The organism is Frigoribacterium sp. CFBP 8754 (assembly GCF_014841815.1).
In the GTDB taxonomy this organism is placed as follows: Bacteria; Actinomycetota; Actinomycetes; order Actinomycetales; family Microbacteriaceae; genus Frigoribacterium; species Frigoribacterium endophyticum.
The window spans coordinates 255,672-275,519 of sequence record NZ_JACYUO010000001.1; the positions used below are offsets into that span (position 1 = coordinate 255,672).

General features: G+C 72.6%; 22 protein-coding genes. 11 read left to right on the forward strand and 11 right to left on the reverse strand.

The genetic code is table 11. The annotated features are described in order from the left end of the window. Positions 1–67: 67 nt before the first annotated feature. From IFT72_RS01205 to upp, 7 genes are all read right to left on the reverse strand, one after another. Positions 68–511 (reverse strand): GNAT family N-acetyltransferase, encoded by a 444-nt coding sequence (locus tag IFT72_RS01205; protein ID WP_219731548.1) that lies wholly within the window; start codon positions 509–511, stop codon positions 68–70. Positions 512–581: 70 nt separating this feature from the next. Next, positions 582–1,367, reverse strand: a complete 786-nt coding sequence (locus IFT72_RS01210; protein ID WP_192045356.1) for an NAD-dependent epimerase/dehydratase family protein — start codon at positions 1,365–1,367, stop codon at positions 582–584. A 4-nt stretch (positions 1,368–1,371) separates the two neighbouring features. Then, the gene (locus IFT72_RS01215) at positions 1,372–2,781 is read right to left on the reverse strand and encodes a serine hydrolase (protein WP_192045357.1); all 1,410 of its coding nucleotides are present in this window, start codon (positions 2,779–2,781) and stop codon (positions 1,372–1,374) included. 77 nt (positions 2,782–2,858) lie between these two features. Continuing rightward, the gene (locus IFT72_RS01220; RefSeq protein WP_192045358.1) at positions 2,859–4,238 is read right to left on the reverse strand and encodes an FAD-binding domain-containing protein; all 1,380 of its coding nucleotides are present in this window, start codon (positions 4,236–4,238) and stop codon (positions 2,859–2,861) included. Further along, entirely contained in the window at positions 4,235–4,735 is a 501-nt protein-coding gene (locus IFT72_RS01225) for a MarR family winged helix-turn-helix transcriptional regulator (protein WP_192045359.1), read from the reverse strand. Before IFT72_RS01225 ends, IFT72_RS01220 begins: the two co-directional genes overlap by 4 nt. A gap of 324 nt (positions 4,736–5,059) precedes the next feature. After that, on the reverse strand, positions 5,060–5,857 hold the full coding sequence (locus IFT72_RS01230) for a winged helix-turn-helix domain-containing protein (RefSeq protein ID WP_082514249.1): 798 nt from the start codon (positions 5,855–5,857) through the stop codon (positions 5,060–5,062). 522 nt (positions 5,858–6,379) lie between these two features. Beyond that, positions 6,380–7,012 carry a uracil phosphoribosyltransferase gene (gene upp / locus IFT72_RS01235; RefSeq protein WP_056052921.1) on the reverse strand — a complete coding sequence of 211 codons (633 nt, stop codon included), beginning with the start codon at positions 7,010–7,012 and terminating at the stop codon, positions 6,380–6,382. Positions 7,013–7,101: 89 nt separating this feature from the next. On the opposite strand from upp, the gene IFT72_RS01240 reads away from it, so the two are divergent. After that, positions 7,102–7,590, forward strand: a complete 489-nt coding sequence (locus IFT72_RS01240) for a nucleoside deaminase (protein ID WP_056055640.1) — start codon at positions 7,102–7,104, stop codon at positions 7,588–7,590. Here IFT72_RS01240 and IFT72_RS01245 read toward each other — a convergent pair. Further along, positions 7,587–8,549, reverse strand: coding sequence for a cation diffusion facilitator family transporter (locus IFT72_RS01245; protein WP_056052924.1), 963 nt, complete (start codon positions 8,547–8,549; stop codon positions 7,587–7,589). The two genes, IFT72_RS01240 and IFT72_RS01245, sit on opposite strands and share 4 nt — an antisense overlap. 47 nt (positions 8,550–8,596) lie before the next feature. Between IFT72_RS01245 and proC the strand changes: the two genes are divergently transcribed. Continuing rightward, entirely contained in the window at positions 8,597–9,448 is an 852-nt protein-coding gene (gene proC, locus IFT72_RS01250; protein WP_192045360.1) for a pyrroline-5-carboxylate reductase, read from the forward strand. A gap of 79 nt (positions 9,449–9,527) precedes the next feature. Here the strand turns inward: proC and IFT72_RS01255 are convergent, their stop codons facing one another. Together IFT72_RS01255 and IFT72_RS01260 are read right to left on the reverse strand one after the other, a co-directional pair. Then, positions 9,528–10,199: a TrkA family potassium uptake protein gene (locus tag IFT72_RS01255; RefSeq protein ID WP_056052929.1), complete on the reverse strand. Its 672-nt coding sequence runs from the start codon at positions 10,197–10,199 to the stop codon at positions 9,528–9,530. Next, positions 10,192–11,640, reverse strand: coding sequence for a TrkH family potassium uptake protein (locus tag IFT72_RS01260; protein WP_371741128.1), 1,449 nt, complete (start codon positions 11,638–11,640; stop codon positions 10,192–10,194). The genes IFT72_RS01255 and IFT72_RS01260 overlap by 8 nt, the downstream gene beginning before the upstream one ends. A 43-nt stretch (positions 11,641–11,683) precedes the next feature. Between IFT72_RS01260 and IFT72_RS01265 the strand changes: the two genes are divergently transcribed. The 4 genes from IFT72_RS01265 to IFT72_RS01280 all read left to right on the forward strand — a co-directional run bounded on the left by IFT72_RS01265 (position 11,684) and on the right by IFT72_RS01280 (position 13,333). Next, positions 11,684–12,205: a helix-turn-helix transcriptional regulator gene (locus IFT72_RS01265; RefSeq protein ID WP_056052936.1), complete on the forward strand. Its 522-nt coding sequence runs from the start codon at positions 11,684–11,686 to the stop codon at positions 12,203–12,205. A gap of 92 nt (positions 12,206–12,297) precedes the next feature. After that, the gene (locus tag IFT72_RS16310) at positions 12,298–12,492 is read left to right on the forward strand and encodes a helix-turn-helix domain-containing protein (protein WP_082514421.1); all 195 of its coding nucleotides are present in this window, start codon (positions 12,298–12,300) and stop codon (positions 12,490–12,492) included. A gap of 108 nt (positions 12,493–12,600) precedes the next feature. Next, entirely contained in the window at positions 12,601–12,699 is a 99-nt protein-coding gene (locus IFT72_RS01275; RefSeq protein WP_003792170.1) for a 30S ribosomal protein bS22, read from the forward strand. A 367-nt stretch (positions 12,700–13,066) separates the two neighbouring features. Beyond that, the gene (locus IFT72_RS01280) at positions 13,067–13,333 is read left to right on the forward strand and encodes a glutaredoxin family protein (protein ID WP_192045362.1); all 267 of its coding nucleotides are present in this window, start codon (positions 13,067–13,069) and stop codon (positions 13,331–13,333) included. Between the two features lie 141 nt (positions 13,334–13,474). Here IFT72_RS01280 and aspS read toward each other — a convergent pair whose 3' ends face one another. Then, entirely contained in the window at positions 13,475–14,809 is a 1,335-nt protein-coding gene (aspS, locus tag IFT72_RS01285; protein ID WP_192045363.1) for an aspartate--tRNA(Asn) ligase, read from the reverse strand. 108 nt (positions 14,810–14,917) lie between these two features. Between aspS and IFT72_RS01290 the strand changes: the two genes are divergently transcribed. The 5 genes from IFT72_RS01290 to ccsB are packed head-to-tail and all read left to right on the forward strand — an operon-like array spanning position 14,918 to position 19,848. Beyond that, positions 14,918–15,565, forward strand: coding sequence for a histidine phosphatase family protein (locus tag IFT72_RS01290; protein WP_056052943.1), 648 nt, complete (start codon positions 14,918–14,920; stop codon positions 15,563–15,565). Then, complete coding sequence (locus IFT72_RS01295) at positions 15,562–16,224, forward strand: TlpA disulfide reductase family protein (RefSeq protein ID WP_371741129.1); 663 nt, start codon at positions 15,562–15,564, stop codon at positions 16,222–16,224. Before IFT72_RS01290 ends, IFT72_RS01295 begins: the two co-directional genes overlap by 4 nt. Beyond that, complete coding sequence (locus IFT72_RS01300) at positions 16,225–16,989, forward strand: cytochrome c biogenesis CcdA family protein (protein ID WP_056052949.1); 765 nt, start codon at positions 16,225–16,227, stop codon at positions 16,987–16,989. Further along, positions 16,973–18,832, forward strand: a complete 1,860-nt coding sequence (locus IFT72_RS01305) for a cytochrome c biogenesis protein ResB (RefSeq protein WP_185231746.1) — start codon at positions 16,973–16,975, stop codon at positions 18,830–18,832. The genes IFT72_RS01300 and IFT72_RS01305 overlap by 17 nt, the downstream gene beginning before the upstream one ends. After that, positions 18,829–19,848 carry a c-type cytochrome biogenesis protein CcsB gene (ccsB, locus tag IFT72_RS01310; protein ID WP_371741130.1) on the forward strand — a complete coding sequence of 340 codons (1,020 nt, stop codon included), beginning with the start codon at positions 18,829–18,831 and terminating at the stop codon, positions 19,846–19,848. Before IFT72_RS01305 ends, ccsB begins: the two co-directional genes overlap by 4 nt.

Below are 19,848 nucleotides of genomic sequence, written 5' to 3' on the forward strand. Positions count from 1 at the left end.
GGGGGACAGGGGCCGGGCGTGGGCGGGGCGTGGGCGGCGGGCGGGGCGGCCCAGCGGGAGGCGCTGGTCAGGCGGCCGGGACGACCCGCGACATCGGCACGTGCGGGATGCCGTCCTCCAGGAAGGGCTCGCCGTCCACGACGAAGCCGAAGCGCGCGTACCAGCCCTCGAGGTGCGCCTGGGCGTCGAGCCGCACGAGGCGGCCGGGGCAGTCAGCGAGGGCCCGCTCCATCAGCTGGGCGGCGAGCCCGCGGCCGCGGGCCGACGCGGCGGTCGCGACGCGGCCGATCCGCCGGTCGTCGCCGTCGCAGAGCAGCCGGACCGTGGCCAGCACCTCGCCGTCCTCCTCGACCCAGAGCATCTGCGCGTCGGGCTCGACGTCGCGCCCGTCGAGCTCGGGGTAGGGGCACTCCTGCTCGACGACGAAGACGTCGACCCGCAGCTTCAGCAGCCCGTAGAGCGCGAGGGGGTCGATGTCGCGGACTGCGGAGTCGCGGTGCAGGAGGGTCACGGAGCCACGGTAGCGTCCGGTGGCCCCGAGCACGTCACCCGCGCCCGCCCCGGCGCCGCGTCGGCGCCGCTCACATGGGCTCCCCGAGCGGGTGGTCGACGAAGCTGCCGCCGATCGGCGTCGAGCCCCCCACCGGCGGCTCGTCGACCTCGTCGGCGTACGCCTCGGCGTCGTCGACCGGGTGGTAGCTGACGGCCTCGCCGGCCGCGAGGGAGACCGGTCGACGCGTGTTGCGCGAGACGCCCCAGACGACGTGGTGGCCGGTGGCCGTGGTGGTCAGGGCGGCCTCGACGAGGCGGGCCGCGTCGCCGGCCGACAGCCAGGTGCCGAGGCTCCGGGCGTCGAAGGGCCGCTCGACCGCCGTCATGATCCGGGCCGAGACGACGAGCTGGCCCGCGCGGTCGGCGTAGAGGCTGCCCATGGCCTCGAGCACGACCTTGCTCAGGCCGTAGAACGTGTCGGGCCGCGCGGCCGGCACAGCGTGCTCGGCTGCGGCGTCCCACGGCAGGTAGCCCGCGGCGTGCACCGAGCTCGCGGCGAGGACGCGCCGCACGCCGGCCCGCACGGCGGCCTCGTGCACCGCGTGTGCCCCCTCGACGTTGACGTCGCGGATGTCCTCCCACGGCCGCTCGTCGGCGTGCGCGGCGAGGTGCACCACGAGGTCGGCGCCGCGGAGCGCCTCCGTCAGGGCCTGGAGGTCGGTCACCCCGACGACCGCGGCGGACTCGGTCGGCGCGAGCGGGCCGGCCGGGGCGACCAGGTCGAGCAGGCGCACCTCGTGCCCCGCCGCGGCGAGGTGCGGCCGGATCATGGCCGCGACCTTGCCGGCGCCCCCGGTGACGGCGATGACCGACACGGCGTCAGCGCCCGGTGTCGGCGCGCACCGACAGGGTCTGCACGCGGGGAGGGTCCTCCGGGGTCAGCCGGACCTCGAGCCGCAGGGCCCCGCGTCGCCCGGGCAGCCACCACACGCGATGCGACGGGGTCGCCGACTCTGCGGCGGGCAGATCGCGTGCATCGTCGTGGTCGAGCAGCCCGCCGACCGCCTCGAGCTCGCGGGCCCACAGGGCTCGGCGGCGCACGAGCGGCACGTCGAGCTCGACGTTCTCGCTGAGGAGGCCCGACGGCACCTCGCGCCCGCGCACGACGGCCTCGACCAGGGGCATCGCGGCGAGGGTCTCGGGCCACGGAGTGACGACGACCCGCGCCTCCGCCGTGTCGGCCATCATGCCGTCGAGGGCCCGGCTGACGGGCACGGCGACCTGGGCGTAGGTGGCGTTCTCCAGGCCCACGGCGCCGAGGCCGGTGGCGGTCTGCCAGCGCATGTGGGCGGAGAAGCCGGGGTAGCCGCCGGAGTGCGACACGACGGTGCCGAAGTCGGGGTACTCCTCGACGAAGAGGCCGAAGCCGTAGCCCGAGGGGTGCGCGCCCCGGCCGGGCACGAGCCGGTGGAGCTGCTGCATCTCGCGGCGGGAGGCGCGGCTCAGCACCCCGTCGACGTCGCCGCGGCCCTCGGGGTCGAACGCCGACGACAGCCACCGGGCCCAGCGGGCGAGGTCGGTCGTGGTGCTGAACAGCCCCCCGATGGGCGAGAACGCGCCGGGGCCCGAGAAGGGCAGGGGCTCCCACCCGTCGTCGACCGGCCGGTGCCCGACGGCGACGCCGCCGGTGGCGGGCACGTCGGCCTCGAAGCCGGTCGACGGCAGCCCGAGAGGGCCGAGGAGCGTCTGCTCGACGACCTCGCGGTAGGGCCGGCCGGCCGCGCTCGCGACGACGCGCCCGAGCAGGGCCCAGCCCAGGTTCGAGTACGCGAAGGTCGTGCCGGGCACGCTGTCGAAGCGCAGACCGCGCCGCAGCAGGGCGTCGAGCTCGTCGTCGGTGATCGACTCCTGGCGGTCGCCCCAGGGGTCGTCGGTCGGCAGGCCGCCCGACATCGTCATCAGCATCCGCACCGTCGGCACGGGCGAGTCGCCCGTGGGCAGCGCGACGTCGGCGAAGGCGGGCACGAAGTCGGTGACGGGCGCGTCGAGCACGAGCTGCCCCGCGTCGCGGAGCGCCAGCAGCGCCGCCGCGGTGAAGCTCTTCGTGCAGGAGGCGATCCGGTAGGCGGTGTGCGGCCCCGGCAGGGCGCCCGCGACCTCGCCGCGGGCGCCGTGGTGCGTGACGCCGTCGTGGTCGAAGGTGGCGAACACGACGCTGGGCGCTCGACGTTCGGCCTGGCGCGCGTCGAAGAGGGCGTCGATGCCGGAGGGGCGGGCTGGGTCGGTCATGGTGCCTCTCGGTGCTCGGTGCTCGGTGCTCGGTGCTCGGTGCTCGGGCGGTGCTCGGTGCTCGGGCGGTGCGGCGGTCAGGGCGACGCGGGGGAGGCGCGGCGCATCGTCTCGTAGGCGTCGAGGGCGCGGCGCCGCGACTCCTTCAGGTCGACCATCGGCTCGGGGTAGTCGTCGGTGTCGATCTCGGGAACCCATGCCCGGACGTAGTTGCGCTCCTTGTCGAACTTCTCGCCCTGCAGCACGGGGTTGAAGACCCGGAAGTAGGGGGCGGCATCGGCGCCGGAGCCCGCCGTCCACTGCCAGTTGGCGGGGTTGTTCGCCTCGTCGGCGTCGACGAGGGTGTCCCAGAACCACTGCTCGCCGACCCGCCAGTCGACCAGGAGGTTCTTGATCAGGAAGCTCGCCGTCACCATCCGCACCCGGTTGTGCATCCACCCGGTCGTCCAGAGCTGGCGCATGCCGGCGTCGACGAGCGGCACGCCCGTGCGGCCCTGACGCCAGGCGTCGATCTCGGACTCGGGGACGTCGGCCCACGGGAAGGCCTCGAACTCGGGGCGGTAGCTGACCGTCGCCAGGTCGGGCGACGAGAAGAGGATGGTGTGGTTGAACTCGCGCCAGACCACCTCGCGGAGGAACGACTGCGCCCGCTCCCGCGAGGCGGGCGGGAGGTCGCCCCGCATGCGGTGCCAGATCTGGAACGGGCTGACCTCGCCGAAGCGCAGCCGGGGCGACATGCGGCTCGTCGCCTCCTGGGCGGGGAAGTCGCGCTCGCCGTAGTCGGCCAGGTGGCCGGTGGCGAACTCCTCCAGGGCGTCCAGCGCGGCGGCCTCGCCCGGGGTCCAGGTCTCGCGGAGCCCGGCGGCCCAGTCGGGGCTCGTCGGCAGCAGCTGCCACGCGTCGAGGTCGTCGCTGGCGGGCGGGGCCTCCGGGGGCCGCACGGCGTCGGGAGCGTCGAGTGGGTGCCGGGGCTCGGGCCGGTCGAGGCAGGCCCGCCAGAACGGCGTGAAGACCTTGAACGGCTGGCCCTGGCCGGTCTGCACCGTCCACGGCTCGAAGAGGAGGTTCGCCTGGAAGCTCTCGGCCACGAGGCCCTCGTCGCGGAGCGCGGCCTTCAGGGCCGCGTCGGTGTCGCGGGGCACCTTGCCGTAGCGGCGGTTCCAGTAGACGGCGCCGGCGCCGACCTCGGCCACGATGGCCGGGAGCACCTCGGCGGCGGGGCCGCGGCGGAGCGTCAGGCCGGCCCCGAGCTCGCGGAGCGCGCCGTCGAGCGCCACCAGGCTGTGGTGGAGCCACCAGCGCGCGGCCCCGCCGAGAGGGCGGATGCCCGGGGTCTCGTCGTCGAGCACGACGAGCACGACTACGGGCTCGCCGCGGTCGACCGCGGCGACGAGGGCGGGGTTGTCGGCGACGCGGAGGTCGTCGCGCAGCCAGACGACGGAGGGGGACGAGGTCACGAGGCGGCACCGACCTCGGCGTCGGCCCTGGTCGTCGCGCCCGGGTCGCCGGGGCTGCCCGTCGTCTCGCCCAGGCGGAGGCGCGTGCAGAGGTCGGTCAGCGCGACGAGCTCGTCGTGGTCGAGGCTGCCGCCCACGCGGCGCCTGATGGCGGCTGCGTGGTCGACGGCGGTGCGCCGGTAGAGGTCGTAGCCGTGGTCGGTGAGGGCGACGATGATGCCGCGCCCGTCGCCGGGGTCGGTCTGCTTCTCGACGACCCCCTTGCTCGCCAGGCGGTCGACGAGGCGGCTGATGCTCGGCTGGGTGAGCAGGAGGTGCCGGGTGAGGTCGCGGATGCGGGCCCGCCGCTCGGGCTGGCTCGACAGGTTGAAGAGGACGTCGTACTCGTTGAACGAGATGTCGTCGGTGGGGAAGGCGGCGTTCAGCTCGCGCATGATGCTCACCTGTGCTCGGAACAGGGCCTCCCAGGCCCCGACGGCCACGGCTGTCTCGCTCATGTCGCCACCTCGTCTCGTGTCGACGTCGAGTCTACGAAGAACGGCCGACAGGGGGACGCCGCGCGGCGCTCACGAGACAGGCGAGCCGGCCCACGCGCCGACGAGCGAGCGTCGGGGTCGAGTCGAGCCCGGACGTGACAGAGGGCCGGTCGCGAGGCGACCGGCCCTCTTCCCTTGCACCAAGAGTGTCCTGCAATCACATTCCGTGTCGGCTGCCACAGCAAACAACCTCAACGCGGTCAATCTATAACGGTGCGGTAACGGAGGTCTAGTTACCGAACCGTTATCTTGCTGGGAACTTCCCCTGAGGGGGACCCCCGGCCCTCAGAAGACGTCGGGCGACGGCGTCGACGCGTGGCGGATCGACACGTCGGCGTGGCGGTCGAAGCGGTAGCCGACGCCGCGCACGGTGCGCACGATGTCCTCGAAGGCCCCGAGCTTCGACCGCAGCCGACGCACGTGCACGTCGATCGTGCGCTCGTTGGGGGCCTCGCCGTCGTCGTCCGACCAGAGGCCGGAGATCAGCTCGGCGCGCTCGATCGTGCGGCCCTCGCGCAGCACGAGGTACTGCAGCAGCTCGAACTCCTTGTAGGTCAGGGGGGCGGTCTCGCCGTCGAGCAGGAGGCGCTTCCGCGAGATGTCGACGACGACGCCCCCGCGGGCGCCGGGCTCCTCGTCCTCCACGGTCGGCCGGCGGGCCGCCAGGGCGGAGGGGTCGTGCAGGGCGAGCCGGACGACGTCGACGTCGCGGCCGCCGGCGCCGGTCGGGGCGAGCGCCACGGCGGCGTGGGTCTCGGCGCCGGGGGCGATCCGTGCGACGAGGGCCTTGATCTGCGCGACGATCTCGCCGAGGTCGGTGTCGGCCTCCGCGGCCTTGAGCTCGTCGATGCCGACGTAGAGGGCGAAGCCGCGGGCCTCGGTGCCCTCGGGCACCGTGCGGGGCCGGGGGGCGGCGGGCCGGGCGGGGGCGCTCGCCTCGGGAGCCGGAGCGATGACCGGGGCGGCGCTCAGGGGGCGGCCGCTCGGCGCGACGCCGACGGGGGCGGCGCCGACGGGGCTGGTGACGACGGGGCTGGTGGCGACGGCGGGGGCGGTGACGGGGCGGTCGAGGATGAGGGACATGGGTACGCGGGGTCCTTGCGTGAGGTGAGTCGCGCCCCCGGGCGTCGTCGGCCGGGGGAGTGCTCGGTGTGTGTCGGTGCCCGGGGCCTCGATGACGAGGCCTCTGCCGGGGGGCAGCGGTGCCGGGGCGGACGGCCCGTCGAGCGGGAGCTCAGGGCCGAGGGGATGCGCGTCGGAGGTGGTGACGCGTGTGCATCCGGGAGTCGCGGTTCAGCAGCAGGGTCGTGCGGCGAACTCGGCAGCGCGCTCGGCGCGGCACGGCGACTCGGCGAGGTGCGACCTGATCAGGCACACATTCGACACAGGACGACGGCGCTCGGCATCATCATGCCGGTGCTCCCGGAGGCCTCGGGGGAGGTCGGGATGAACACGCTGTCAGTCATGGGGTCGATCTTCTGTCACTCGTGCACGGCCTGTCAAGGCAGCACGACGAAGCGCCCGATCCGTGCGCCACGTCGGGTGACGTGGCCGGATCGGGCGCTGCGGAGAGGGAGCGGGGGAGGCGCCGGTGCGGCGCCGGGGTCAGGCCAGGCCGTAGAGGCGGTCGCCCGCGTCGCCCAGCCCGGGCACGATGTAGCCGTTCTCGTCGAGCTTCTCGTCGACGGCGCCGAGCACGATGCTGACGTCGCGGCCCTGCATCGCGGCCTCGACGGCGGCGAGGCCCTCGGGGGCCGCGATCAGGCAGACCGCCGTCACGTCGACGGCGCCGCGCTCGAGCAGGTAGTCGATGGCGGCGATCAGCGAGCCGCCGGTCGCCAGCATCGGGTCGAGCACGAAGCACTGGCGGTTCGACAGGTCGTCGGGCAGGCGCTCGGCGTACGTCGTCGGCTGCAGGGTCTCCTCGTCGCGGACCATGCCGAGGAACCCGACCTCGGCGGTCGGCACCAGCGTCGTCATGCCCTCGAGCATGCCGAGGCCGGCGCGGAGGATCGGGACGACGAGCGGCCGCGGCTGGCTGATGGCCAGCCCGGTGGTCGGGCCGACGGGGGTCTGGATCTCGATCGGGGTGGTGCGGACCCCGCGGGTGGCCTCGTAGGCCAGCAGCGTCACGAGCTCTTCGGTGAGGGCCCGGAAGGTCGGTGACGGCGTGCTCGCGTCGCGGAGCACGGTCAGCTTGTGGGTGATCAGGGGATGGTCCGCTACGTGCACTCGCATAGGCTCCACGGTAGCGGAGTCGTCCGCCCCCGACGCCCGTCGACCCGAGGAGCCCCGTGACCGCCGTGCCCCCTGAGCTCGCCCGGTGGATGGGGGCCGCGCTCGCCGAGGCGGAGGGCTGCGCCGTCTCCGGCGACGTGCCCGTCGGGGCCGTGGTGCTCGACGCCGACGGCGTCGTGATCGCGACCGGGCGCAACGAGCGCGAGCTCTCGCAGGACCCGACGGCCCACGCCGAGGTCCTGGCGCTCCGGGCCGCCGCCCGCCACACGGGTGACTGGCACCTCACGGGCACGACCCTCGTCGTCACCCTCGAGCCGTGCCCCATGTGCGCGGGCGCCATCCTCGCGGCGCGGGTGCCGCGGGTGGTCTTCGGGGCCTGGGACGAGAAGGCGGGAGGCGCGGGCAGCGTCTACGACATCCTCCGCGACCGCCGGCTGCCGCACCGCGCCGAGGTCGTGGCGGGCGTCCGCGAGCCCGAGTGCCGGGCCCAGCTGGACGACTTCTTCGCCGCCCGCCGTGCCGACGACGGCACCGGCACCGGCACGACGGCCGCAGCCGGGGCCGGGGTCGACGGCTAGTCGGCCGCGCGGATCACGATCGCGTCGGTCGCCGGCGCCACGTGGCCCGGCTCCACCCATACGTCGGGCTCGACGTAGATCACGCGGGCGATCGGCACGGCCTCCCGCACGCGCGACTCGACCGTGTTGATCGCGGCGGCGACGTCGCTGAGCAGCGTGCGGCCGGGCATGGCCACCTTCGCGGCGACGAGCAGCTCCTCCGGGCCGAGGTACAGGGTCTTCATGTGGATGATCGACTCGACCTCCGGGCCGTCGGTCACGGCGGCGCGGATGGCGGCGACGTCGGCGGCCGAGGCGCCCTCGCCGACCAGCAGGCTCTTCGTCTCGATGCCGAGCACGACCGCCACCGCGACGAGCAGCACGCCGATGAGGAGCGTCCCGATCGCGTCGAAGACCCCGTCGCCCGTGATCCAGGTCAGCACGACGCCGACCATGGCGAAGGTGAGGCCCAGGAGGGCCGCGGCGTCCTCCAGCAGCACGACCGGCAGCTCGGGGGCCTTGGCGCGGCGGATGAACGAGACCCAGCTCTGGCTGCCCTTCGACGGCCGTGCCTCGCGGATCGCGGTGCGGAGCGAGAAGCCCTCGAGGCCCAGCGAGATCGCGAGCACGAGCACGGGCAGCCAGGGCACCTCGAGCGGGTGCGGCTCGCGGAGCTTCTCGACGCCCTCGTAGAGCGAGAAGACCCCGCCCACGCTGAACAGGATGATCGAGACGACGAAGGCGAAGACGAAGCGCTCGCGCCCGTAGCCGAAGGGGTGCTCCTCGTCGGCGGCCTTCTTCGCGCGTCGCCCGCCGAGCAGCAGGAGCAGCTGGTTGCCGGAGTCGGCCAGCGAGTGCACGCCCTCGGCGAGCATCGACGACGACCCGGAGAAGGCCCAGGCGATGAACTTGGTCACCGCGATGCCGAGGTTCGCGGCCAGTGCCGCGAAGATCGCCTTGTTGCCGCCGGAAGTGCTCATGGTGTCCGATCCCCTCGTGGTGCTCAGCTCGATCTTAGGATGGCCTGATGGTCACCACTCTCCCCACCACGGCGATCCTCGGCGCCGGCTCGATGGGCGGCGCGATCCTCGCGGGTCTGCTCTCGCCCGACGTCGTCGTCGAGGGCGGCGTCCGCGTCACGAACCGCACCGAGGCCAAGGCCGTCGCGCTCCGCCGCGGCCCGGTCACCTCGCTCGCCACCGAGACCGACCCGACCGCCAACGCCTCGGCGGTCGTCGGGGCGTCGGTCGTGCTGATCGGCGTCAAGCCCGGGATGGTCGTCGACCTCCTCCGCGAGATCGGCCCGGCCCTCGAGCCCGGCACGGTCGTCGTCAGCCTCGCCGCGGGCGTCACGACGGCCACGATGGAGGCGGCGCTGCCCGAGCACGTGCCCGTGCTCCGGTCGATGCCGAACACGCCCGCCGTGGTCGGCCTCGCCGTCACGGGCCTGGCCGCCGGCTCCCGCTCCTCCGAGTCCGACCTCGCGCTGGCGCGGCGCGTCTTCGAGGTGGTCGGCGACGTCGTCGTCGTGCCCGAGGAGCAGATCGACGCCCTCAGCACGATCTCCGGCTCCGGCCCGGCCTACGTCTTCTACCTGATCGAGCAGCTGCAGGAGGCGGCGGTCGCGCTGGGCTTCACGCCCGCGCAGGCGGCCACGCTCGTCCAGGGCACGTTCCGCGGGGCGAGCGAGCTGCTCGCCGCGAGCGACCTGCTGCCGGCCGCCGAGGCCCCGGCGGAGCTGCGTCGTCGCGTGACGAGCCCGGGCGGCACGACCGAGCGGGCGGTCGCGGAGCTCGCCGACGGCGGCCTCCGCGAGCTGTTCGAGCGTGCGACGCAGGCCGCGCTGGCCCGCAACCGGGAGATCGCGGCCGGCAGCTGAGCGTGGCGGGCGGCGAGCCCGGCAGGCTCCCCGGTGGCGTGCGGCGACGAGTCGACCCGATCGCCCTCCGCGACGCGCCTCAGCTGTCGAGGGCGGCGAACCGCTCGATCGCCCGGCTGTCGCCGGAGACGATGATGAGGTCGTGGTCGCTGATGACCGTCTCGGGCGTCGCCTCCTCGAACGCGCCTCCCGGGCTCTTCACGCCGACGATGGTGATGCCGTACTTCTTGCGGATGTTCGAGCTCGCGAGCGAGGCTCCCCGCACCGGCTTCGGCGGGTACATCTTGACGATCGCGAAGGCGTCGTCGAACTCGATGTAGTCGAGCATGCGGCCCGAGACGAGGTGCGCGACGCGCTCGCCGGCCTCGCGCTCCGGGTAGATGACGTGGTTGGCGCCGATGCGGGCCAGGATCTTGCCGTGCGACTGGCTGATCGCCTTCGCCCAGATCTGCGGCACCTTCAGGTCGACGAGGTTCGCGGTGATCAGCACGCTCGCCTCGATCGACGAGCCGACGGCGACGACCGCGATCGAGAAGTCCTGGGCGCCGATCTGCTTGAGCGCGTCGATGCTGCGGGCGTCGGCCTGCACCGCGTGGGTGACCCGGTCGGCCCACTTCTGCACGAGGCCCGCGTCGGTGTCGACGGCGAGCACGTCCCTGTCTTGTCGCTCGAGCTGGCCGGCGGTGGCGGCGCCGAACCGGCCGAGGCCGATGACGAGCACCGGGGCGTCGTGCTTGATCTTGTCAACCAACGATCGGTCGCTCCTCGGCTCGCGTGAACAGCTGGCGTCGCTGGCTGGCGGCCAGGGCGACGGAGAGTGTCACTGTACCAACGCGGCCCATCCACATCGTGACCGCGAGGATGTACTTGCCGGAGTCGGGGAGGCGGTCGGTCAGCCCCGTCGACAGGCCCGAGGTGGCGAAGGCCGAGATCGACTCGAACAGCACGTGGTCGAGGGGCTCCTTGGTGATGTGCATGATCAGGATGCTCGACACGGCGACGATCGTCGCGCCCCAGAGCACCACGCTGACCGACAGGCGGAGGACGTCGCTCGGGATCCGGCGGCCGAACGCCTCCATCGAGCGGTTGCCCCGGGCCTCGGCGAACGCGGCGAGGAAGAGCACGGCCAGGGTCGTCACCTTGATGCCGCCGGCCGTCGACGCCGACCCGCCGCCGATGAACATGAGCATGTCGGTGACCAGCAGCGACGACCCGTTGAGCTCGGAGATGTCGATGGTCGCGAACCCGCCCGACCTCGTCATCGTGCTGAGGAAGAGCGACTGGAAGATCGTCGGGCCCGCCGCGATGTCGCCGAAGGTCTCGGGGTTGTCGAACTCGAGCACGATGTAGAGGACGGTGCCCGCCAGGAGCAGGACTCCGCTGGTGACCAGCGTGAGCTTGACGTGGACCGACCAGCGTCGCGGGTTGCGGGGGTTGCGGGCCAGCGCGTAGATGACGGGGAACCCGATGCTGCCGAGGAAGACGCCGACCATGATCAGCGACAAGAACCAGTAGTCGTCGGCGAACGGGGCGAGCCCGTCGGCGTTCGGCGTGAAGCCCGTGTTCGTGAAGGCCATCGCCGAGTAGTAGAAGCTGTCGAGCACCGCGTCGCCGAGGGGGATGCCGTCGAGCAGCACGCGCGGGATGAGCAGCAGCGCGATGACGGTCTGGATCACGGCCGAGCTGAGCGCCACGGTGGCGAGCAGCCCGCCCACCTCGCCGAGCCGCACGGCCTGGCCCTCGGGCACCGGGCCCGCGTGCACGCGGAGCGGGTTGCTGTCGGAGGCGGCCATCAGCCGGGCGCGGAGGCCCAGCTTCCGCGAGACCACCAGCCCCATGATCGACGCGAGCGTCAGCACGCCGATGGCGCCGATCTGCACCCCGACGAAGATGACGACGTGCCCGAAGAGCGACCAGTGCGTGGCCATGTCGACGGTCGCGAGCCCGGTGACGCAGATGACCGAGACGGCGGTGAAGAGGGAGTCGGCCAACGGCGTCCTGCTGCCCTCGGCCGACGAGACCGGCAGCGAGAAGACGAGCGTGAAGACCACGATGAGGCCGGTGAAGATCATGATGGCGAACCGCGCCGGCGAGTGCCGCCCGATGTCGTCGATCCACTCGGAGAGCCGCGCGACGGGGCTGCGGGGGTCTCGACGGGGCAGGCGCCGATCGGCGACGGAGGGGCGCGACACGGTCGTCATGGTACTCGGGGGCCGTGGTCGTTACTGTGGCTGCATGCCCGACATCTTCAGCGTGATCGCCGACGGGACGCGCCGCGACCTCCTGAAGGTGCTGCTCGACGCGCACGTCTCGGCCGACTCGGCCACCGGCGACGTCAGCGTCGGCGAGATGGTCACGGCCCTCGGCCTCAGCCAGCCGACGGTGTCGAAGCACCTCCGCGTGCTCCGCGACGCCGGGCTCGTGCACGTCCGCGAGGTCGGCCAGCACCGCTACTACGGCATCGAGACCGTCCCGCTCGAGACCGTCGAGGACTGGCTCATCCCCTTCCTCGGTGCGGGCGCCGCAGACGAGCTCGACGGCGTCGCCTCCGGCGCGTTCGCCGCGTGGGCGGGGGTGGCCATGCCGGCGCCCATCCGCCGGGCGGCCGAGAACCTCCCCGACGCGGGCGACGTCGGGAGCACGCTGGGCCGTGCCGTCGCGGACGCGCAGCACCGCGCCTCCTCGGCCCTGCACGACGCCCAGAGCGCCCTCGACGAGCGGGTCATCGAGCCGGTCCGCAAGCGCCTCGGCCGCTGACGACCGATCCGTTGCACGGGGTCGGCCACGCCCCTAGAGTGGCCACGACCCGGGAGCTGCCGCTGCCGGTGCCCGACGACGAAGGTGGACCCGTGGCGCACGACCTGTCAGACGTGAGGTTCCTCACGGTGGCCGAGGTGGCCGACATGATGCGCGTGTCGCGGATGACCGTGTACCGCATGGTCCACTCCGGCGAGCTGCCCGCGATCCGCTTCGGCCGCTCGTTCCGGGTGCCCGAGTCGGCCGTCGCGGCCGTCCTGCAGATCGGCGTCGCCGACGTCGGCTGACGCCACTTCGACATTCGGGTCCGGCCCTTGTAGACTGCCCCGAGGTATTTTTCCGCGGTTCTGTTTCGGACCCGGTTGTTCCGATCCAGTCCAATCAGCGAGGTCCACATGGGTTCTGTCATCAAGAAGCGTCGCAAGCGCATGGCGAAGAAGAAGCACCGCAAGCTGCTCCGCAAGACGCGCCACCAGCGTCGCAACAAGAAGTAGTCGCAACTGTTCGCGTGCCCCTGGCCCTTCGGGCCAGGGGCCGCTTTCTTTTCACGACCTACTTCCGTGCCCATGGCGCCCTGTCGGGCGCGGCGCCCTGCCGGGCGCGGCCCTGCGGGCCAGTCGCCGACGCCGTAGCTTCCTGCTTCCCTTCCCTGCTGCTGCTGCTGCGGCTTCGTCGTTGGTGACAGCAAATGCCGACCGATCTGCAGCTTGGACTCGTCCAGGGCGTGGATTTTCCCGTATCAGGAGGCCGTGAGTCGGCAATTGCGACAGAGGGGAGAGGAAGCGGGGAGCAGGGGAGCTGCGGATCGGTGGCACATCACATCGCGGGATGCGCGGAGGCGGGGGCCGGTAGGGTCGGGGCGTGAGTGCTCCCCGCCTGTCCCTGCTGACGAAGCCCGGCTGCCACCTGTGCGACGACGCCCGGACAGCCCTGGACGCCGTGCTCGCTGAGCCGGAGTTCGCGGCCCACGGCCTCGGCTACGACGAGACGAACATCCTCGACGACGCCGCCCTCCGCGACGAGTACGCGGAGGAGATCCCCGTCGTCCTCATCGACGACCGGGTGCACACCATCTGGCGCGTCGAGCCCGACCGCCTGCGCACCGCGCTGCGCAAGGCCGTCCTCTGAGGGGCTGACGCCCCGGCGCTCCGCCGCTGCTGTCCCGGCCGCACCGCACCGCTCGGCGACCCCCTACGACGACGGGCCCGACGAGATCGCTCTCGTCGGGCCCGTCGCGATGTCGCGCTCCGCCCCGCGGGGCGGTGTCGACTACGGCGTGAGGCGCGTCGGCCCGCGGAACAGGTACGTCACCTCGCGGAGGTTCGGCTGGTGCAGCATCAGCATCAGCACGCGGGCCAGGCCCATGCCGAAGCCGCCGTGCGACGGGGCGCCGTAGCGGAAGAAGTCGAGGTAGCCGCCGAGCTCCTCCGGCTTCATGCCCTTCTCGCGGATCTGCGCCTCGAGCACCTCGACGCGGTGCTCGCGCTGGGCGCCGGTGGTGATCTCCGTGCCGTTGTAGATGAGGTCGTAGCTCTTCGTGAGCTGCGGGTCGTCGTCGTGGCGCATGTGGTAGAACGGCCGGATCGACGCGTCGTAGTCGGTGAGGAAGACGAAGTCGTGGTCGAACGTCTCCTTCACGTAGGCGGCGATCTGGCGCTCGCCCTCCGGGTCCATGTCGGCGTCGGCGCGGGGCACGACGTAGCCGCGGTCGGCGACGATCTGCTTCGCCTCGGCCAGGGGGATGCGCGGGAAGGGCGTCGTGGGCACGGTCAGCTCGACGTCGAAGAGCTCCGTGATCTCGGCGCCGTGCTTCTCGACGACGGCCGTGAACGCGGCGACCAGGAGCTCCTCCTGCATCTGCATGACGTCCTCGTGGGAGTCGACGTAGCTGATCTCGGCGTCGACGCTGGTGTACTCGGTCGCGTGCCGCGAGGTGAACGACGGGTCGGCACGGAAGACCGGGGCGATCTCGAAGATCTTGCCGAAGCCCGCCGACTGCGCCATCTGCTTGAAGAACTGGGGGCTCTGCGCGAGGAAGGCGCTGCCCTCGAAGTAGTCGACCTTGAAGAGCTCGGCGTTCGACTCGCTGGCCGACGCCATGATCTTGGGGGTGTGGATCTCGATGTACCCGCGCTCGACCCAGTAGGTGCGCATGGCGTGCTCGAAGGTCGTCTGCACGCGGAAGATGAGGGCGTTCCGCGGCACGCGCAGGTCGAGGAAGCGCCAGTCCATGCGCTTGTCGATGCCGCTGTCGGCGGCGATCGGGGTCTCGGGGTCGGCGAGGCTGTCGACGACGAGGGTGTCGATCTTCACCTCGATGCCGCCGAGCTTGACCCGCTCGTCGTGCTTGAGCTGGCCCGTCACGGTGACGAAGCTGCCCTGCGAGAGGCCGGAGATCGCGTCGGCGACCTCGTCGGTCTCGCCCGCCTCGGCGAGGACGTCGGCCGCGGTGCGCGGGCGGACGAGCTGGACGGCGCCGGACTCGTCGCGGAGGACGACGAACTGCACCTTCTTCTGGTCACGGACCGTGTCGACCCAGCCCGCCACCGTGACGGTGCCGTCGGGGAGGGGAGCGAGGTCGTTGATGAGGGTGCGTTCGATCACGAGGCCCGAGTTTACCGTGCGCGGGCGTCCCTGCGGGCCCCGCACCGCGCCTCCTGTGGGTCTCCCCGGTGGGAGGTGTGCGCCGGGCCCCGACCTAGACTGGGGCGCATGCCCGCCCAGCAGATCCACCTCGTGCGCCACGGTGAGGTGCAGAACCCCGACCACGTCCTCTACGGCCGACTCGAGGGCTTCGGGCTCAGCGAGCTCGGCCACCGCATGGCGGCCTCGTCGGCCGCGATGCTGCAGGCGCAGGGCGCCCCGGTCGCCGCGATCGTCGCCAGCCCGCTGCAGCGCACGCGCGAGAGCGCGGCTCCGTGGGCCGAGGCCTTCGAGCTGCCGGTGCAGGTCGACGAGCGCCTCATCGAGCCGACCAACAAGTACGAGGGGCGCCGCAGCGACTTCACGGTCGCGAAGCAGCTGGCCGTGCCCGCCGAGTGGCCGTGGATCGTCAACCCGCTCAAGCCGAGCTGGGGCGAGGCCTACGTCAGCATCGCCGCCCGCATGCTCGCCGCGGTCGACGAGGCCTGGTCGAGCGTCGACGGCGGCGACGTCGTCCTCGTCAGCCACCAGCTGCCGATCTGGATGGTGCACCGCAGCGTCACCGGCGCGCGCCTCTTCCACGACCCGCGTCGCCGCCGCTGCTCGCTGTCGAGCGTGACGACCCTCGAGCGCCGCGGCGACCGCTTCGTCGAGGTGGGCTATCAGGATCCCGCGGCAGACTTGCTCGCGAACGCCGTCGACCTGGGAGCAGTGTGACCACCCGAGCACCGTCCGACGGGGCCTCCGCGGCCCCGTCCACCACCCGTCCGTCCCTGCGTCGGCGCACCGTCCGCGGCCTCGCCGCCGCGGCCGTGCTCGCCCTCGCCCTCGCCGGCTGCACGTCGGCGAACGACGGCCTCGCGCAGCAGTACGCCGACGGCGGCACCGAGAACTACATCTCCGGCGAGGGCACCGTGACGGAGGTCCCCGTCGACGAGCGACGCGACCCGGTCGAGTTCACGGCGACGACCGACGCGGGCGACGAGGTCTCGCGCTCCGACCTCGACGGCCAGGTCGTCGTGCTCAACTTCTGGTACGCCAGCTGCCCGCCCTGCCGACAGGAGGCGCCCGACCTGCAGCAGCTCAGCGAGGCCCACGAGGGCGACGGCGTGCAGTTCCTCGGCGTGAACGTGCGCGACCAGGCCAAGACGTCGCTCGCCTTCGCCGAGAAGTTCGGCGTCACCTACCCCTCGGTCGTCGACACCAACGACGGCACCGTGCAGCTCGCGCTGGCGGGCACCATCGCCCCGAACTCCGTGCCGACGACGATCGTGCTCGACAAGCAGGGCCGCATCGCCGCGCGCATCCTGGGCGGGCTGCAGGGCCCCAGCATCCTCGACCAGCTGATCAAAGACGCCGTCGTCGAGCAGGCCTAGGTGTACCAGGGCAACCCCTTCTTCGACGCGGTCGCCGGCGGGCAGCTGGCCGTCGCGCTGCCCGTGGCGGTGCTGGCGGGCCTCATCTCGTTCCTGTCGCCCTGCGTCCTCCCGCTCGTGCCCGGCTACCTCGGCTACGTCGGCGGCCTGACCGGCGGCGCCCGTGACGACGCCGGCCGCGCCCGCGACCGTCGCCGGGTGGTCATCGGCGTGCTCCTCTTCATCGCCGGCTTCTCGGTCGTGTTCGTCGGGGCGAACCTCGCCTTCGGCGCCGTCGGCTTCTGGCTGATCCAGTGGCGCGAGCTGATCGTGCGCGTGATGGGGCTCGTCGTGATCGCGCTCGGCCTCGTCTTCATCGGCCAGTTCACGGTGCTGCAGCGCACCCTCAAGCCGGGCTTCACCCCGGCGACCGGCCTCGCCGGCGCCCCGCTGCTCGGCATCGTCTTCGGCCTCGGCTGGACCCCGTGCGTCGGGCCGACGCTCGCCGCGATCACGGCGATGTCGCTGAACACCGGGTCGGTCGGCCAGAGCGTGCTGCTCGGCGTGGCCTACTGCGTCGGCCTCGGCGTGCCCTTCCTGCTCGTCGCCCTCGGCCTCGGCTGGGCGTCGCGCTCCATCTCGTTCGTCAAGCGGCACATCCGCGTCGTCAACATCGTCGGAGGTTCCGTCCTGGTGGTCATCGGTCTTCTCATGGTCACCGGGCTCTGGTCCGCGCTGATGTCCGAGGTCGGGGCGGTGATCGCGGGCTATGGCACGATCGTCTGACCGAGCGCCCGGCGCGACCGGCACCCCCGACGCCGTCGACAGCACCGAGGTCACCGACGGCTCCGACGCCGTCGGCGACCCGCTGAGGCCGAGCGACCACTACGACTCGGTCGCCCCCGCCGAGCCCGCCGCCGGCGACGCGGCCGCGTCCGCCGGTGGCGACCGCGACGGCGGGGTCACGAACCCGCGCCTCGGCCTGGTCGGCTACCTGCGCTTCTTCTGGCGCCAGCTGACGAGCATGAAGACGGCGCTCTTCCTCCTCATGCTGCTCGCGGTGGCGGCGATCCCCGGCTCGCTCGTGCCGCAGCGCACCTCCGACCCGAACGGCGTGGTCCAGTACCGGGCCGACCACCCCGACCTCTTCCCCGTGCTCGACAAGCTGGGCGTCTTCGACACCTACTCGTCGCCGTGGTTCTCCGCCGTCTACCTGCTGCTCTTCATCTCGCTGATCGGCTGCATCATCCCGCGCACGAAGCACCACTTCGAGGCGCTCCGGGCCCGCCCGCCGAGGACGCCCGCGCGGCTCTCCCGCCTGGCCGGCTACCGCTCGGTCACGCTGGAGGCCGGCGAGGGAGGCGCGTCGGGCGTCGACCTCGACCCCGCCGCCGCCGTCACGGCGGCCCGCGCCCAGCTGAAGCGCGCCGGCTACCGCACCGAGGTCTTCGGCGACTCGGTCAGCGCCGAGCGCGGCTACCTCCGCGAGACCGGCAACCTCGTCTTCCACTCGGCGCTCGTCGGGGTGCTGCTCACGGTCGGCGTCGGCGGGGGGTTCGGCTACACCGGCCAGCGCGTGATCGTCGAGGGCCAGACCTTCACGAACGCGCTCGTGTCGTACGACTCGTTCAACCCCGGCCGGTGGTTCAGCGACTCGCAGCTGTCGCCGTACAACATCACGCTCGACAAGTTCCGCACGACGTACGAGGAGACCAACACCGACGCCCTGGGGCAGCCGACCGACTACACGGCCGACGTCACCACCCGGACGCAGGGCGGCGACCCGCGGTCGACCCAGATCAAGGTCAACAGCCCGCTCGCCATCGGCGGCTCGACCGTCTACCTGCTCGGCAACGGCTACGCGGTCGACGTGACCGTCACCGCGCCCGACGGCAGCGAGCCGTTCACCGACACGATCCCCTTCCTCCCGCAGGACGCGAACCTCACGTCGCAGGGGGTCGTCAAGGTGCCCGACGGGCTCTCCGAGCAGGTCGGCATGATCGGCTTCTTCTACCCGTCGGCGGTCGAGACCGGGGACGGCTCGGGGATCCTCGCCTCCAGCTACCCCGACCTCCTCAACCCGGTGCTGAGCCTCAACGTCTACGACGGCGACCTCGCGCTCGACGACGGCGTGCCGCAGTCGGTCTACTCGCTGAAGACCGACGACATGACCGAGATCGCCGGCGCGGGGGCGGAGAACGGCCAGAAGGCCCTCCAGCTCAGCCCGGGCGAGACGGTCGACCTGCCGAACGGCCTCGGCACGATCACGTTCAACGACGTGAAGCGCTTCGCGTCGCTCGACGTGCACCACGACCCCTCGCAGGTGTGGGTGCTGCTCTTCGCCGTGCTCACCTTCGGCGGCCTGCTCACGGCCCTCTTCGTGCCCCGTCGCCGCGTCTGGGTCAAGGCCACGGCCACGGCCACCGGCACCGGCCTCCGGCTCGAGTACGCCGGCCTCGCGCGCGGGGAGGACCCGACGCTCGACCGGGCCGTCGGCGAGGTCGCCCGCACGCACCTCACGACCCTCGGCGTGCCCGCCGAGGCGGCGAGGGCGGCGTCGCGCCCCGGCTCGACGTCGAACGACACGGGGCCCTCCGCGTCGCGCGGCGGACGTAGGATCACTCCGTGACCGCCGACCTCGCCTACTACTCGCTCGTCGCCGTCTACTCGGCGATGGCGATCTACACGATCTCCTTCGTGACCTTCGCCCTCGACCTGGCGAAGCGCTCCGGCGACGCCCAGCAGGCCGCCTCGGCCGTCGCCGTCCCGGCCGCCCCGGTGGGGTCGTCGGGCGGCACGCTCCGCAAGGGCGCCGGCGGGGGCAGCACCATCGTGCTCGACCGTGCCGACATCGTCACCGGCGGGGGCGACGTGCCCGGCGCCTCCGGCGGTCGTCGCGCCTCGAAGTTCGAGCGCGTCGCCACGTCGCTGCTCGTGCTCGGCCTGCTCGTGCACGTCGCCTCGGTCGTCATGCGCGGCGTCGCCGCGGGCCGTGTGCCGTGGGCCAACATGTTCGAGTTCTCGCTGACCGGCACGGCGATCATCGTCGGCGTCTACCTCGTGGTGAAGCTCTTCGTCGACATCTCGTACCTCGGCGCCTACGTCACCGGGCTCAACCTCATCCTGCTGGCGATCGGCACGGTCAACTACTACGTCGCCGTCTCGCCGCTGCAGCCCGCGCTGCAGTCGGCCTGGCTGGTCATCCACGTGCTCGTGGCCATCCTCGGCACCGGGTTCTTCGCGATCGCGGCCGGCCTCTCCGTCGCGCAGCTGATCCAGACCAAGCGCGAGCAGGCGAAGCTGGCGAACCTCCGCTTCATGGACACCCTGCCCGCGGCCGACCGCCTGGAGGACCTGGCGTACCGCGTGGCCCTCGTCGGCTTCGTGCTCTGGACCTTCACCCTCATCGCCGGCGCCGTCTGGGCTGAGCGCGCCTGGGGCCGCTACTGGGGCTGGGACACCAAGGAGGTCTGGACCTTCATCATCTGGGTGCTCTACGCCGGCTACATCCACGCCCGCGCGACGCGCGGCTGGCGCGGCGCCCGCTCGTCGTGGCTGTCGATCATCGGCTTCGCGGCCGTCATGTTCAACTTCTCGATCGTCAACGTGTTCTTCAAGGGCCTGCACGCCTACTCGGGCCTCTGA

What these genes read in the sequence shown, in the direction of transcription:
- IFT72_RS01240 (WP_056055640.1), top strand. Translation starts at nt 7,102, where the DNA reads ATGGGGGCCGCGCTCGCCGAGGCGGAGGGCTGCGCCGTCTCCGGCGAC.
- IFT72_RS01265 (WP_056052936.1), top strand. Translation starts at nt 11,684, where the DNA reads ATGCCCGACATCTTCAGCGTGATCGCCGACGGGACGCGCCGCGACCTC.
- IFT72_RS01230 (WP_082514249.1), bottom strand. Translation starts at nt 5,857, where the DNA reads ATGTCCCTCATCCTCGACCGCCCCGTCACCGCCCCCGCCGTCGCCACC.
- IFT72_RS01245 (WP_056052924.1), bottom strand. Translation starts at nt 8,549, where the DNA reads ATGAGCACTTCCGGCGGCAACAAGGCGATCTTCGCGGCACTGGCCGCG.
- IFT72_RS01275 (WP_003792170.1), top strand. Translation starts at nt 12,601, where the DNA reads ATGGGTTCTGTCATCAAGAAGCGTCGCAAGCGCATGGCGAAGAAGAAG.
- IFT72_RS01215 (WP_192045357.1), bottom strand. Translation starts at nt 2,781, where the DNA reads ATGACCGACCCAGCCCGCCCCTCCGGCATCGACGCCCTCTTCGACGCG.
- IFT72_RS01305 (WP_185231746.1), top strand. Translation starts at nt 16,973, where the DNA reads ATGGCACGATCGTCTGACCGAGCGCCCGGCGCGACCGGCACCCCCGAC.
- proC (WP_192045360.1), top strand. Translation starts at nt 8,597, where the DNA reads ATGGTCACCACTCTCCCCACCACGGCGATCCTCGGCGCCGGCTCGATG.
- IFT72_RS01225 (WP_192045359.1), bottom strand. Translation starts at nt 4,735, where the DNA reads ATGAGCGAGACAGCCGTGGCCGTCGGGGCCTGGGAGGCCCTGTTCCGA.
- upp (WP_056052921.1), bottom strand. Translation starts at nt 7,012, where the DNA reads ATGCGAGTGCACGTAGCGGACCATCCCCTGATCACCCACAAGCTGACC.
- IFT72_RS01290 (WP_056052943.1), top strand. Translation starts at nt 14,918, where the DNA reads ATGCCCGCCCAGCAGATCCACCTCGTGCGCCACGGTGAGGTGCAGAAC.